Source organism: Pseudomonas rustica, from assembly GCF_049959085.1.
Classification (GTDB): Bacteria; Pseudomonadota; Gammaproteobacteria; order Pseudomonadales; family Pseudomonadaceae; genus Aquipseudomonas; species Aquipseudomonas rustica.
Genome location: NZ_CP188200.1, coordinates 3,365,761 through 3,379,484, shown reverse-complemented (window position 1 = coordinate 3,379,484; position 13,724 = coordinate 3,365,761). Strand labels below are relative to the sequence as shown.

The 13,724-nt window shown below is 56.5% G+C and carries 15 protein-coding genes and 1 tRNA gene; 11 read left to right on the top strand and 5 right to left on the bottom strand.

Annotation, left to right across the window (positions count from 1 at the left end):
- Positions 1-184: 184 nt before the first annotated feature.
- From thrS to ACP3TY_RS15350, 10 genes are all read left to right on the top strand, one after another.
- Positions 185-2,107, top strand: coding sequence for a threonine--tRNA ligase (thrS, locus tag ACP3TY_RS15395; protein WP_007913488.1), 1,923 nt, complete (start codon positions 185-187; stop codon positions 2,105-2,107).
- Complete coding sequence (gene infC, locus ACP3TY_RS15390) at positions 2,107-2,658, top strand: translation initiation factor IF-3 (RefSeq protein ID WP_170947229.1); 552 nt, start codon at positions 2,107-2,109, stop codon at positions 2,656-2,658. The genes thrS and infC overlap by 1 nt, the downstream gene beginning before the upstream one ends.
- A gap of 60 nt (positions 2,659-2,718) precedes the next feature.
- Entirely contained in the window at positions 2,719-2,913 is a 195-nt protein-coding gene (gene rpmI, locus ACP3TY_RS15385; protein WP_002553160.1) for a 50S ribosomal protein L35, read from the top strand.
- A gap of 28 nt (positions 2,914-2,941) precedes the next feature.
- Positions 2,942-3,298, top strand: coding sequence for a 50S ribosomal protein L20 (gene rplT, locus ACP3TY_RS15380; RefSeq protein WP_007913489.1), 357 nt, complete (start codon positions 2,942-2,944; stop codon positions 3,296-3,298).
- 109 nt (positions 3,299-3,407) lie between these two features.
- Positions 3,408-4,424 carry a phenylalanine--tRNA ligase subunit alpha gene (gene pheS, locus ACP3TY_RS15375; RefSeq protein ID WP_003226365.1) on the top strand — a complete coding sequence of 339 codons (1,017 nt, stop codon included), beginning with the start codon at positions 3,408-3,410 and terminating at the stop codon, positions 4,422-4,424.
- A 26-nt stretch (positions 4,425-4,450) separates the two neighbouring features.
- On the top strand, positions 4,451-6,829 hold the full coding sequence (gene pheT, locus ACP3TY_RS15370; RefSeq protein WP_426617915.1) for a phenylalanine--tRNA ligase subunit beta: 2,379 nt from the start codon (positions 4,451-4,453) through the stop codon (positions 6,827-6,829).
- A 3-nt stretch (positions 6,830-6,832) separates the two neighbouring features.
- On the top strand, positions 6,833-7,135 hold the full coding sequence (gene ihfA, locus ACP3TY_RS15365; protein ID WP_002553164.1) for an integration host factor subunit alpha: 303 nt from the start codon (positions 6,833-6,835) through the stop codon (positions 7,133-7,135).
- Positions 7,116-7,472, top strand: a complete 357-nt coding sequence (locus tag ACP3TY_RS15360) for a MerR family transcriptional regulator (RefSeq protein WP_003179985.1) — start codon at positions 7,116-7,118, stop codon at positions 7,470-7,472. The genes ihfA and ACP3TY_RS15360 overlap by 20 nt, the downstream gene beginning before the upstream one ends.
- 89 nt (positions 7,473-7,561) lie before the next feature.
- Positions 7,562-7,638, top strand: a tRNA-Pro gene (locus ACP3TY_RS15355).
- Positions 7,639-7,842: 204 nt separating this feature from the next.
- Positions 7,843-8,310: a hypothetical protein gene (locus ACP3TY_RS15350; RefSeq protein WP_426617914.1), complete on the top strand. Its 468-nt coding sequence runs from the start codon at positions 7,843-7,845 to the stop codon at positions 8,308-8,310.
- 410 nt (positions 8,311-8,720) lie between these two features.
- Here ACP3TY_RS15350 and ACP3TY_RS15345 read toward each other — a convergent pair whose 3' ends face one another.
- Entirely contained in the window at positions 8,721-9,188 is a 468-nt protein-coding gene (locus tag ACP3TY_RS15345; RefSeq protein WP_426617913.1) for a hypothetical protein, read from the bottom strand.
- A 270-nt stretch (positions 9,189-9,458) separates the two neighbouring features.
- Positions 9,459-9,737, bottom strand: coding sequence for a hypothetical protein (locus ACP3TY_RS15340; protein ID WP_426617912.1), 279 nt, complete (start codon positions 9,735-9,737; stop codon positions 9,459-9,461).
- 197 nt (positions 9,738-9,934) lie between these two features.
- Here ACP3TY_RS15340 and ACP3TY_RS15335 point away from each other — a divergent pair, with 197 nt between their 5' ends.
- The gene (locus tag ACP3TY_RS15335; protein WP_426617911.1) at positions 9,935-10,264 is read left to right on the top strand and encodes a hypothetical protein; all 330 of its coding nucleotides are present in this window, start codon (positions 9,935-9,937) and stop codon (positions 10,262-10,264) included.
- Positions 10,265-10,317: 53 nt separating this feature from the next.
- Here the strand turns inward: ACP3TY_RS15335 and ACP3TY_RS15330 are convergent, their stop codons facing one another.
- From ACP3TY_RS15330 to ACP3TY_RS15320, 3 genes are all read right to left on the bottom strand, one after another.
- Positions 10,318-11,262, bottom strand: a complete 945-nt coding sequence (locus ACP3TY_RS15330; RefSeq protein ID WP_426617910.1) for an alpha/beta hydrolase — start codon at positions 11,260-11,262, stop codon at positions 10,318-10,320.
- 109 nt (positions 11,263-11,371) lie between these two features.
- Positions 11,372-12,370 (bottom strand): NAD(P)H-quinone oxidoreductase, encoded by a 999-nt coding sequence (locus tag ACP3TY_RS15325; protein ID WP_426617909.1) that lies wholly within the window; start codon positions 12,368-12,370, stop codon positions 11,372-11,374.
- A gap of 62 nt (positions 12,371-12,432) precedes the next feature.
- A complete protein-coding gene (locus tag ACP3TY_RS15320) occupies positions 12,433-13,716 on the bottom strand; it encodes a YbfB/YjiJ family MFS transporter (RefSeq protein ID WP_426617908.1) in 1,284 nt (427 codons plus the stop codon).
- Positions 13,717-13,724 lie beyond the last annotated feature (8 nt).

Sequence of the window (13,724 nt, the reverse complement as noted above, 5' to 3'; positions counted from 1 at the left end):
GGTCAACGTGCGAATATTTCTGATTTGAATCCCAGTCACTCTGGTTCGGTTTTCCGGTTGGCCGCAAGGCTCCTGCCGCTGTAAGGCAGGCGTTCGTCATTGAATGGCCTGGATCGGATCTTGTACTGGCTCATCCCAACCCACGTGACCTTTGGTAGGGGTCACCACTAGGAGAGGAGGCGCCATGCCAACTATTACTCTTCCCGACGGCAGTCAACGTTCATTCGATCACCCGGTTTCCGTAGCCGAGGTCGCCGCATCCATTGGTGCTGGCCTGGCCAAAGCCACACTGGCCGGCAAGGTCAATGGTCAACTGGTCGACGCCAGCGACATCATCAGCAGCGACGCGACCCTGCAAATCATTACGCCAAAGGATGAAGAGGGGCTGGAGATCATTCGCCACTCTTGCGCTCACCTGGTGGGGCATGCGGTCAAGCAGCTGTACCCGACTGCAAAAATGGTGATCGGCCCGGTCATCGACGAAGGCTTCTATTACGACATCGCCTTCGAACGTCCTTTCACTCCGGACGACATGGCTGCGATCGAACAGCGTATGCAGCAGCTGATCGAGAAAGATTACGACGTCATCAAGAAAGTCACTCCGCGCGCCGAAGTGATCGAAGTGTTCAAGGCTCGCGGCGAAGACTACAAGTTGCGTCTGGTCGAGGACATGCCGAACGAGCAGGCCATGGGTCTGTACTATCACGAAGAATACGTCGACATGTGCCGCGGCCCGCACGTGCCGAACACTCGCTTCCTGAAATCCTTCAAACTGACCAAGTTGTCGGGCGCCTACTGGCGTGGCGACGCCAAGAACGAGCAATTGCAGCGCGTTTACGGCACCGCTTGGGCAGACAAGAAGCAGCTGGCGGCTTACATCCAGCGCATCGAAGAAGCTGAAAAACGCGATCACCGCAAGATCGGCAAGCGTCTGGGCCTGTTCCACACTCAGGAAGAATCCCCGGGCATGGTGTTCTGGCACCCGAACGGCTGGACGCTGTACCAGGTGCTTGAGCAGTACATGCGCAAGATCCAGCGTGACAACGGCTACCTTGAGATCAAAACCCCTCAAGTCGTTGATCGCAGCCTCTGGGAAAAATCCGGGCACTGGGCCAACTACGCCGACAACATGTTTACCACGCAGTCGGAAAACCGCGACTACGCCATCAAGCCGATGAACTGCCCATGCCACGTGCAGGTGTTCAACCAAGGCCTGAAGAGCTACCGCGAGCTGCCGATGCGTCTGGCCGAATTCGGTGCCTGCCACCGTAACGAGCCGTCGGGTGCGCTGCACGGCATCATGCGTGTGCGTGCGTTCACTCAGGACGACGCCCACATCTTCTGCACCGAAGAGCAGATGCAAGCCGAATCCGCTGCATTCATCAAGCTGACCATGGACGTTTATCGCGACTTCGGCTTCACCGACGTCGAAATGAAACTGTCCACTCGTCCGGAAAAACGCGTCGGTTCCGACGAGCTGTGGGATCGCGCTGAGGCCGCATTGGCTGCAGCCCTTGATTCTGCGGGCCTGCCGTACGATCTGCAGCCGGGAGAGGGTGCGTTCTACGGTCCGAAGATCGAGTTTTCGCTAAAAGATTGCCTCGGTCGCGTCTGGCAATGTGGTACCTTGCAGCTCGATTTTAACCTGCCTGTCCGTTTGGGCGCTGAATACGTCTCCGAAGACAACAGCCGCAAACACCCAGTGATGTTGCACCGTGCGATCCTCGGTTCCTTCGAGCGTTTCGTCGGTATTTTGATCGAGCACTATGAAGGTGCATTCCCTGCGTGGCTCGCGCCGACCCAGGCGGTGATCATGAATATCACTGATAAACAGGCAGATTTTGTTGCAGAAGTTGAAAAAACTCTCAACGAAAGCGGATTTCGTGCCAAGTCCGACTTGAGAAATGAAAAGATCGGCTTTAAAATCCGCGAGCATACTTTGCTCAAGGTTCCCTATCTCTTGGTAATCGGAGATAAGGAAGTCGAGATGCAGACTGTCGCTGTGCGTACTCGTGAAGGTGCTGACCTGGGCTCGATGCCCGTCGCCCAGTTCGCTGAGTTTCTCGCGCAAGCGGTTTCCCGGCGTGGTCGCCCAGATTCGGAGTAATTATTATTAAGCGTGAAATGAGACAAGATAAACGAGCTGCACCGAAAGCCCCGATCAACGAGAATATCTCGGCACGCGAGGTTCGGTTAATTGGGGCTGAAGGTGAACAGCTTGGGATTGTGTCAATTGAAGACGCGCTTCTTAAGGCTGAAGAGGCCAAACTGGATTTGGTGGAAATTTCCGCCGATGCAGTACCCCCTGTTTGCAAACTGATGGACTACGGCAAATCGATCTTCGAGAAGAAGAAGCAGGTTGCCGCGGCCAAAAAAAACCAGAAGCAGATTCAGGTTAAAGAAATCAAGTTTCGTCCAGGGACGGAGGAAGGGGATTACCAGGTAAAACTGCGCAACCTGGTACGTTTCCTGAGTGATGGGGACAGGGCCAAGGTATCCTTGCGATTCCGCGGCCGTGAGATGGCCCACCAGGAGCTGGGGATGGAACTCCTCAAGCGGGTTGAAGCTGACCTGCTCGAGTACGGTTCGGTCGAACAGCATCCTAAGATGGAAGGACGCCAGCTGATCATGGTCATCGCCCCGAAAAAGAAGAAGTAATCAACAGGGCACGGCAGGCCTTCTGATTATGTTTATCAACTGAATGCGGAGTATCCGAACATGCCAAAAATGAAAACCAAAAGTGGTGCTGCTAAGCGGTTTCTGAAAACTGCTAACGGTATCAAGCACAAGCACGCTTTCAAGAGCCACATCCTGACTAAAATGTCGACCAAGCGTAAGCGTCAACTGCGCGGTAGCAGCTTGCTGCATCCGTCTGACGTGGCAAAAGTCGAGCGCATGCTGCGCCTTCGTTAATTTTAGTCAAGAATAGAGGAAGTAACTCATGGCTCGTGTAAAGCGTGGCGTCATTGCCCGTAAGCGTCACAAAAAAATTCTGAAACTTGCTAAAGGCTACTACGGTGCACGTTCGCGCGTATTCCGTGTTGCCAAGCAAGCGGTAATCAAGGCAGGCCAATACGCCTACCGTGACCGTCGTCAGAAAAAACGTCAGTTCCGCGCTCTGTGGATCGCTCGTATCAACGCTGGTGCTCGTGTTAACGGTCTGTCCTACAGCCGTTTCATCGCTGGCCTGAAAAAAGCGTCCATCGAGATCGACCGTAAGGTTCTGGCTGATCTGGCAGTGAACGAAAAAGCGGTGTTTGCTGCGATTGTCGAGAAAGCTAAAGCCACCTTGGCTTAAGTACCCCCGACAATCACCCGGCCTCACTTCCGTGGGGCCAGGTGGTAAACGTCTTAAATAGGGGAAGAGCCTTCAAGCTCTTCCCCTATTTTGTATCTGGAGTCTGTACATGGAAAACCTGGATGCGCTGGTCTCTCAAGCACTAGAGGCTGTGCAAAGCGCTGAAGATATCAATGCCCTGGAGCAAATCCGGGTTCAATACCTTGGCAAAAAGGGTGAATTGACTCAGGTGATGAAGACCCTGGGGAATTTACCGGCAGAAGAGCGTCCGCAAGTCGGCGCCCTGATCAACGTTGCCAAGGAGCGTGTAACAGGCGTTCTCAATGCGCGCATGGCCTTGTTTGAAGAAGCCGAACTGGCTGCCAAACTGTCCGCCGAATCCATTGACGTGACATTGCCGGGCCGTGGCCAGACCTCCGGTGGTCTGCATCCGGTTACCCGCACTCTGGAACGTGTTGAACAGTTCTTCACCCGCATCGGCTACGGCATTGCCGAAGGCCCTGAGGTCGAAGACGACTATCACAACTTTGAAGCGCTCAATATCCCAGGCCACCACCCGGCCCGGTCGATGCATGACACCTTCTATTTCAACGCCAACATGTTGCTGCGCACTCATACCTCGCCGGTCCAGGTTCGCACCATGGAATCGAAGCAGCCGCCGATTCGCATCGTCTGCCCAGGCCGCGTGTATCGCAGCGACTCCGATATCACCCACTCGCCGATGTTCCACCAGGTCGAAGGCCTGCTGGTTGATCGCGACATCAATTTTGCCGATCTCAAAGGCACCATCGAAGAATTCCTGCGGGTGTTCTTCGAGAAAGAACTGGCCGTACGTTTCCGTCCTTCGTACTTCCCGTTCACCGAGCCATCCGCTGAAGTCGACATGGAATGCGTGATGTGCAGCGGTAAAGGCTGCCGCGTCTGCAAACAGACCGGCTGGCTGGAAGTGATGGGCTGCGGCATGGTTCACCCGAACGTGCTGCGCATGTCCGGCATCGATCCGGAAGAGTTCTCCGGCTTTGCCTTCGGCATGGGCGTCGAGCGTCTGGCCATGCTCCGTTACGGCGTGAACGACTTGCGTCTGTTCTTCGACAACGACTTGCGGTTCCTCGCGCAATTTCGCTAGTCGTAACGAATTCTTAGGAGAGCAGGATGAAATTCAGTGAACAATGGCTGCGTGGCTGGGTTAGCCCGCAGGTAGATCGCGATGAGCTGGTTGCTCGTCTGTCGATGGCCGGTCTTGAGGTCGATAGCGTTACGCCGGCCGCCGGTGTATTCAGCGGCGTGGTTGTGGGCGAGGTGCTGAGCACCGAGCAACACCCTGATGCCGACAAATTGCGCGTTTGCCAGGTCAGCAATGGCGCGGAAACCTTTCAGGTCGTGTGCGGTGCGCCAAATGTGCGTCCGGGCCTGAAGATACCGTTCGCCATGATCGGTGCCGAACTGCCGGGCGACTTCAAGATCAAGAAAGCCAAACTGCGTGGCGTTGAGTCCAACGGCATGCTCTGCTCGCAAGCCGAGCTGCAGGTTGGTGAAGGCAACGACGGTCTGATGGAACTGCCGGCCGATGCGCCAGTGGGCGAAGATTTCCGCGTGTACCTGGATCTGGAAGACGCCAGCATCGAGGTTGACCTGACCCCGAACCGTGGCGACTGCCTGTCCCTGGCCGGTCTGGCCCGTGAAGTTGGCGCGCTGTATGACGCTCCGGTCACCCGTCCAGTAGTGCCGGCCGTAGCTGCCGTGCACGACGAAGTGCGTTCGGTTGAAGTGCTGGCGCCGGCTGCATGCCCGCGTTACCTCGGCCGCGTGATCCGTAACGTCGACCTGTCCAAGCCTACGCCGCTGTGGATGGTTGAGCGTCTGCGTCGTGCCGACGTGCGCAGCATCGACGCTGCCGTCGACATCACCAACTACGTGATGCTCGAGCTGGGTCAGCCGCTGCACGCTTTCGATCTCGCCGAAATCAATGGCGGCATCCGTGTGCGCATGGCGGAAGAGGGCGAGAAGCTGGTACTGCTCGACGGTCAGGAAGTCAGCCTGCGTAGCGATACGCTGGTGATTGCCGACCACACTCGCGCTCTGGCGATTGCCGGTGTGATGGGTGGCGAGCACAGCGGTGTGTCCGCGACCACTCGCGACGTGTTTCTGGAAAGTGCTTTCTTCGACCAGATCGCTGTGGCGGGCAAGGCTCGTTCCTACGGTCTGCACACCGATGCGTCGCACCGCTACGAGCGTGGCGTTGACTGGCAACTGGCCCGTGAAGCCATGGAGCGCGCCACTGGCCTGCTGCTGGAAATCACTGGCGGCGAAGCCGGCCCGATCATCGAGACCGTCAGCGAGCAGCACCTGCCGTCGATCGCGCCGATCACCCTGCGTTCGCAGCGCATCACTCAGATGCTCGGCATGGAAATGGATTCGGCTCAGGTTGAGCGTCTGCTCAGCGGCCTGGGTCTGGGCATTACCGCCGACGGCGCTGACCAATGGCACGTAGAAGTGCCAAGCCATCGCTTCGACATCAGCCTTGAAGTCGATCTGATCGAAGAACTGGCACGCCTGTACGGTTACAACCGTCTGCCGGTTCGTTACCCGCAAGCGCGTCTCGCGCCGCAAGCCAAGGCTGAAGCGCGTAGCGATCTGCCGGAACTGCGTCGTCTGCTGGTGGCTCGTGGTTATCAGGAAGCGATCACCTACAGCTTCATCGATCCACGCCAGTTCGAACTGTTCAATCCAGGCATCGAGCCGCTGTTGCTGGCCAATCCGATCTCCAACGACATGGCTGCCATGCGCTCGTCGCTGTGGCCGGGTCTGGTCAAGGCGCTGCAGCACAACCTCAATCGTCAGCAAGATCGCGTGCGTCTGTTCGAAAGCGGTCTGCGCTTCGTTGGTCAGCTCGAAGGTTTGAAGCAAGAGCCGATGCTGTCGGGTGTTGTCTGCGGTAGCCGTCTGCCGGAAGGCTGGGCACAAGGTCGCGACACCATCGACTTCTTCGACGTCAAAGCTGACGTGGAAGCGGTACTGGGTTTTGCCGGTGCACTGGATTCGTTCACTTTCGCACCGGGCAAACACCCGGCGCTGCACCCGGGTCAAACCGCGCGCATCGAGCGAGAAGGGCGTGAAGTCGGTTTCATCGGCGCCATTCACCCGGAATTGTCGAAAGCCTTGGGTCTGGATCGTCCAGTCTTCGTTTTCGAGCTGGTTCTGGCTGAAGTGGCACTCGGTAAAATGCCGAAATTCCACGAGTTGTCGCGCTTTCCTGAAGTGCGTCGTGACCTTGCATTAATTGCACACAAAGACGTCGCGGCCTCGGCAGTACTGGACGTAATCCGTGAAAATGCAGGCGAATGGCTCACAGATCTCAGGCTGTTTGACGTATATCAGGGTAAAGGCATTGATCCTGATAGAAAAAGCCTTGCAGTTGGCTTGACCTGGCAGCATCCATCGCGCACTCTTAATGACGATGAGGTGAATTCGACGACGCAAAATATCCTCACCTCGCTCGAACAAAGGTTGAACGCCACGTTAAGGAAGTGACGTATGGGGGCTTTGACGAAAGCTGAGATGGCGGAACGTCTGTATGAAGAGCTGGGCCTGAACAAGCGGGAAGCCAAGGAATTGGTAGAACTGTTTTTCGAGGAAATCAGGCACGCTCTTGAAGACAACGAGCAGGTCAAATTGTCCGGTTTCGGCAATTTCGACCTTCGGGACAAACGCCAGCGGCCTGGCCGCAACCCGAAAACGGGGGAAGAAATCCCGATCACGGCTCGCCGTGTGGTCACCTTTCGTCCAGGGCAGAAGTTGAAGGCCCGAGTTGAGGCTTATGCTGGAACCAAGTCATAACGACGAACTACCCGTCATCCCGGGCAAACGCTACTTCACCATCGGTGAAGTCAGCGAGCTGTGTGCCGTAAAGCCACACGTGCTGCGCTACTGGGAGCAGGAGTTTCCTCAACTCAACCCCGTCAAACGCCGCGGAAACCGCCGGTATTATCAGCGCCAGGACGTGCTGATGATCCGGCAGATCCGCGCGCTCCTTTACGATCAAGGTTTCACCATCGGCGGCGCACGCTTGCGCCTGTCCGGCGATGAAGCCAAAGACGACACCACCCAATACAAGCAGATGATTCGCCAGATGATTGCCGAATTGGAAGACGTGCTGGTGGTTCTCAAGAAATAAAAAGCTGCTTTTGAATACTTCCAGTTTTCAAAAGCTTGCGATATATTCTTGAACGCTCTTCGAGGTGAAGGGTGAGATGCAAAACCAGTCGGGGCGTAGCGCAGTCCGGTAGCGCACTAGCATGGGGTGCTAGGGGTCGAGTGTTCGAATCACTCCGTCCCGACCATAATTCCTGATTAAAATCAGACACTTAAGCCGATCATCTAGATCGGCTTTTTTGTACCTGCACAAAAAACTCGGTGAGATTGTCGGCGGGGAGGATGGCTGAATCCGTTTCAGAGCACCAGAGGCTCTAGTCCGTAGGTAGCAATGGTGGTGAGCAAGCTCTTTGTGATGGCATAATGCCTGTTCAATTGGATGAGAACGCACTTTGAAATTCGAACAGGTGGGACTGAAAGAGCAGATGGTTGTTGAAGAGACCGTCAACGTCATTTATGCAATCAGGATTTTTTGCAAGCGACTATTGAACGGAATCAAGACTTCCCTCGATACGCAAGATGCGCTAGAGAAATTTGGCATTGAATTTTTTTTTCAACAGAGTCTTGAATCTCAGATCAAATCTCCATTCGGAAATGCTCGCGGAAGTCTGGATATCCAGATTTTGCGTGACGAAATTTTTGGCCGATATGTTTTTGAGAAAAGCGTTGTTTCTGAACGAGGCGATGAGATCTGGATTCCGGTCTGGGCTCTCAGAATCGATAGGTTCGGTAACGTGATTCTGGGTGATGAAGGCACCATCGAAATAGATGCCAAGGCGATTGATCCTCGAGATACCGCGTTTACTGCTGTAGCGAGATCTTTGCTTTATCGCATGGGTATCACGCCGAAATTCAAGTGATCACAGTTTTCAGAAGCCAGCCCCGCCAAATGCGGGGTTTTTGTTTGGAATGATTCGCGGGCTTGTTCACGAAGCCTTCAACTATTGACGAACCTGATACAGGCTGAGATGTGCCTCGACATAGGCGCGGAGCAGGTACGGGAAGTCCCCCGGCCTGCGCCTTCGATCAGTCCTGTATTCAATAGGTGAAGTCATGCCCCATGAATAGCAAAGCCCCGGCGTAGAGCCAGGGCTTCTGGACGACTGAGAGAACCGCCCCCTGACTGCGTGAGGGGTGCCACTCAGACGCCAGCTCGGTCGTCACATTTTTTCCAACGAGATTCCATCAGTGGAACTCCGTGTGAAAGCGCCATCAGGCTGATTCCTCAAGACAGCAGTTGCAACAATCGGCCAATTTGTCAGCCGCTAATTTACATAATCACTAGAGATTTCTTGGACTGACAAACAGACTGCGTATTTCCTTCAAGCATTTTCAAAGTAATACCGTAGGCACCTGGTACGAACGACGAAGTGTCTACAGTGAATTTGAAACCAGAGTTCGTAAGCTCTTTGTTGTTGTACACCTTGGCTACATCAGGGCGCTGAATTTTCTCAGGATCCTTCGCAGTGAGGGATTTGCCTTGTGCACCCACTAAGTAAATCTGCAAATCCTGCGCTACAGCGTGCTTGGCATCATCAAACGCCCAACCGTTGATTTCAACGGTACCTCGCTTGACATAAACAATTGCGTCGGTTTTGCCGTTAATCGACTCCACGTTGCATTTGTCCGTGGCGTTAGTGGTGACGGTTGTATTTTCATTTTTATCGTTGCAGCCTGATAGAAATAAAGCTGCCATAACCATAAAGCTTGCTGCACTGAGTTTGTTCATAGTTTTCATATTGATCATCGATGTCTGAAAGCGTCGCACTCTACGTCAATCCTCTCGATCCAGCTATCCGCGTCGTTATCAATCCTGATCAAGTGGACTTGACGGCCTTACCGTCGAAGGTAAAGCACCGCTTCAATAATCTGAGGTGTGTAGGCACGCAAATCGCCGGGAATGGGTATACGGCTCGGCGGTGTTAGCGGAAAAGGTCCACGGCAGTTGCTCTACGACTGACAAGAAAAAGCCCAACCGGCACCGATTGGGCTTTTTTGCATAACGGGATCAAGGCTTGGGTGCTTTTTTAATGTCCTCAGAATCACTCGATGTCGCCGCATCCTTCGCCGTTTCATGGGACTCCGCGCCGGCGTTCCCGCCTGATGATTCCTCGCCCTTCTTGCTGGCCTTGTCGTCGTTGCCTTTCGAGCTTTTCGACTGATTGACTCCCGGCATGGCGGTCGGCGGGGCTGCGGAGCCGGCCATATTCTGGTCGCTCGCCAAGACGTAAACAGGGCCGGCGACAAGCAGACTAGCGAGCGACAGGGTGGCAATTTTCTTGTTCATGGTCTGAGCCTTCCACGCTGGGGATGTATCGCATTGGAAGGGCGAGGGCGTTAAAGGTGCATCGCGCTGGACGAGCGGTAACCCTTGCCGACCTTATTTCCAGTCTGAAAAAATCCTCAATAGGCGGCAAATTGCTGGCCCCCTGATCGGAAACATCCGGTCAAAATCGCCTTTTTTCAAAAGGTTAGGTTGGCTATATGCGGACGATTGCCATCACCGTTGCAACGCTTTCCCTGGCTGCCTTTGCTTCGACTGTCGAGGCGAAAGAGATTAGCAAGAGTCATCAGTTTGCCTGCACCTGGGGTTCAGACATGGCCGCCGGGGCGCAGCAATCCAAGCTGTCTGGCGTGTCTTTATATGGCGCGCGAAAGCAATTGCAGGTGCGCAAGTTCCAGCAACCGTGGATGCGCATGACCGCGATGGGGATCACCGAGCAGACCTACAACAGCAGCTCGAAGCTCAAACCGGCGGCGATCAAGCAAATTTATTACGAACAGTGCATACGCCACGAATTGGCCCAGCGCTAAAGCAAAAAGCCCAACCTGAAAAAACATCGTGTTCAGCACCGTCTAAAACTTGATCAGGAATCGCCTGAGCTTTTTAACAAAGCAGGCCCGGCCATGCGGGGAGCGGGTTTGGATTGCATCAGGCTGTCCAGCGCTTTGCGATAACTTTGACCGCCGAGCGCCATGCTGTTGTTGTGCGTTGCTCCCGGCACCAACAGCAGACGCTTGGGTTGTTGCGCGGCATTGAACAGTTGCTCACTGAAACGCGGTGGCACGAAAGCGTCGGCCAGACCGTGTACGACCAGCAAAGGCATATGAATGTCGGCGATCTTGTCGATCGAATCGAATTTCTGCGAGAGCAACCAGCGCACCGGTAGCGAGGTGTTGGCCACAGACGCGGCGACGTCCGCCAGTGTGGTGAAGGTCGATTCAATCACCAATCCACGAACCGGCAGCGGTGTGTGATTAAGCTCGGCGTCCTGGCCAAGTTCTGCAGCCAGATCGATCGCCACTGCGCCGCCAAGAGAGTGGCCGTAGATCAGGCGTTTGTTCGGATCCGGTTGCAGCAGTTTGAAGCGCTCCCAGGCGACGCGGGCATCTTCGTAAACGCTGCTTTCCGACGGCAGATCACCGTGGCTCTGGCCGAAACCGCGATAGTCGATGGCCAGCACCGAGTAACCCGCTGCGCGCAATTGCTCAATGCGGAACAACTGCCCAGTCAGGTTCCAGCGCACGCCGTGCAAATAGAGAATGGCCGGGGCATTGGCTTTTTCCGCCGGCCACCACCACGCGTGAATGTTCTGCCCGGCCTTGAAGCTTTTTGGCTGCAGGTCGAGTTCCTGCACACTGCCGGGCAAGCCGTGATACCAGCCGGCCGTGCCCGGTTCGATGCGAAACAGCAGTTTGCGCTCGGTGTGTTCGAGCACGGCACAACTCGTTGGCACGCCGATAATCAGCGCAGCCATGCAGGCGAACGCCAGACGGCGGCGTCGCAGACGAGTCATGAAGGCCTGGAACATTAAACGTTTCACCATGCAGACAAAGAACGCTTTTTACCAGAACCCTCGGTCTGCGCGTGACAATTTCGACCAGCGCCCGTGGGCAACGATTACAAAATGCTGCAACGGCTTAAATCACCCGCAACACGATCTTGCCGATATGGTCGCCGGCCTCCATGTGCGCGTGGGCCTGGGCCGCGTCGGCGAGCGGGTAGACCTTGTCGATGATCGGCAGGCAGCGCCCGGCAGCCAGTGCCGGCCAGACGTGCTCGCGCAGTTGGCTGGCGATCTCGGCTTTTTCCGCCGCAGTGCGGGCGCGCAGCAGCGAACCGGTGATCACCGCACGTTTGGCCATCATTGCCAGCAGATCGAAGTCATTGGCACGGGCGCCGCCGAGGAAGCCGAGCATCACCAGCCGGCCGTCTATCGCCAGCGCGCTGACATTACCGTTGAGGTACGAACCACCCATGATGTCGAGAATCGCATTCACGCCTTTGCCGTCGGTCTTCTTGGCGATCACCGCGGCGAAATCCTCTTCGCGATAGTTGATCGGCTGGCCGCCGAGTTTGCTGATTGCCGCGCATTTGTCAGCGCTACCGGCGGTGGCAAAAGTTTCGATGCCGAATTCGCGGCAGAGCATCAGCGCGGTGGTACCGATGCCGCTGGTGCCGCCGTGAATCAGCACGCGTTGGCCACGGCTGGCGGCCCCGAGCACGAACAGATTGGCCCACACGGTGAAGAAGGTTTCCGGGATCGCTGCCGCTTGAATCCAGTCGATGCCGTCGGGAATCGGCAAGGTCTGGCCTGCTGGAACCGCGCAGTACTCGCCGTAGCCGCTGCCGTTGGTCAACGCGCAAACCCGGTCGCCCACGGCAAACTGGCTGACGCCGGCGCCCAGCGCCACGACCTCACCGGCCACTTCGAGCCCGGGAATCGGATCCATGCCTGGCTTCATCGGGTATTTGCCGGCACGTTGTAAGGCATCCGGACGGTTTACGCCGGCTGCGTGTACGCGGATCAGTACTTGGCCTTCAGCGGCGACTGGCAACGGTACGCGTTTGGGTTGCAGGACTTCCGGGCCACCGGGTTCGGTGATTTGAATTTGGGTCATTTGGGTGGGCAAAGACATGCAGAGTCCTCTCAGCAAAGGTTTGTGTAAATGGGAGTGCTGCGTCGATCAATAAATTCAGGTCAATCCCCGCACCCCTGTAGGAGTGAGCCTGCTCGCGATGGCGTCGGGGCAGTCGATGCAGGGTTGCCAGACACACCGCGTTCGCGAGCAGGCTCACTCCTACATTGGATTGTGCGTGTCCATACGTTCATGGCTAACTCCAGGATGAGCGCCACCGCAATCGCACCAGCAGCAATCACAAACAGCAACGCGTGATGGCCGCCCGTGGCATTGAACAGCGCCGAATAGGCAAACCCGGCCAACGCCTGAAACGTCGCAAACGACACCGTGGCGCGGCTCCAGGCGATTTGCTGGCGATGATGATTCGGCACCAGCTCATGCACCCGAGCCAGGGCCAGCGGCACGATGCCCGGCGGGAATGAACCGAGAATCACCGCGAGCAGCGCCAGTGCCAGAAAGGAATGCGAAACCGCCAGCAGCCCCAGCGTGATCGCCTGCACGACGAGCACCAGCCGAATACTTTTACGTGCGCCGAATCGATCCGCCAGAAAGCCATAACTCACCGGCCCGACAATCGCGCCCACGCCATACATCACCCACACCAACGCGCCGACATGCGCCCCGGCACCGAGTCCACGCGCCACGTAATCCACCAGAAAAACCATCGCCGGCACCAGACCCGCCGCCATGAAGGCGTATTGAGCGAACAGCAGATAAACGCCGGGCGGAGTCGCTTGAGTCGCCGCCACATCATGTGAGACGGTCGGCTGCGGCAGGTTCGCAGGCCAGCCGAACCAGCTCAACGCCGTCAGTAACAGCGACAAAGCGCCCAGTCCCAGCCAAGTCGTTTGCAGACCCGAACTCAACAGCGGCGGCACAATCGTCCCCGAGCCGGCGATGCCCAAACCGATCCCCAGAAAAATCGCGCCACTGGCCAGCCCTTTGCGCGCGGCCGGCACATGCGGCAGCACGGTCGCAGCCACCAGCACCATGATCGCGCCACCGGCAATCCCCGACAGCAGTCGCCAGCCGAAAAACCAGCTTACTGACAGCGGATAGGCACAGGCGAAAAATGCCGCTGTCACCGCGAACATCATCAGGCGCAGCGCATTTTTGTTGCCAAGTTGCCGCGCCACGGGACGGCCGAGCAGGGCACCGATCAAATAACCGACAAGGTTGGCGGCGCTGAGGTACACGACGTCGTTGGCAGAAAACCATTGCGCTTGAATCAGCGCAGGAATCAGCGGTGTGTAAGCAAACCGCGCCAGCCCGATGCTGACCAGGCTGGCGCAGAGTCCGGCGAAGATCGGCAGCCAGAGGCCGGTGGATGATGAAGTACGCATGAGAGCGA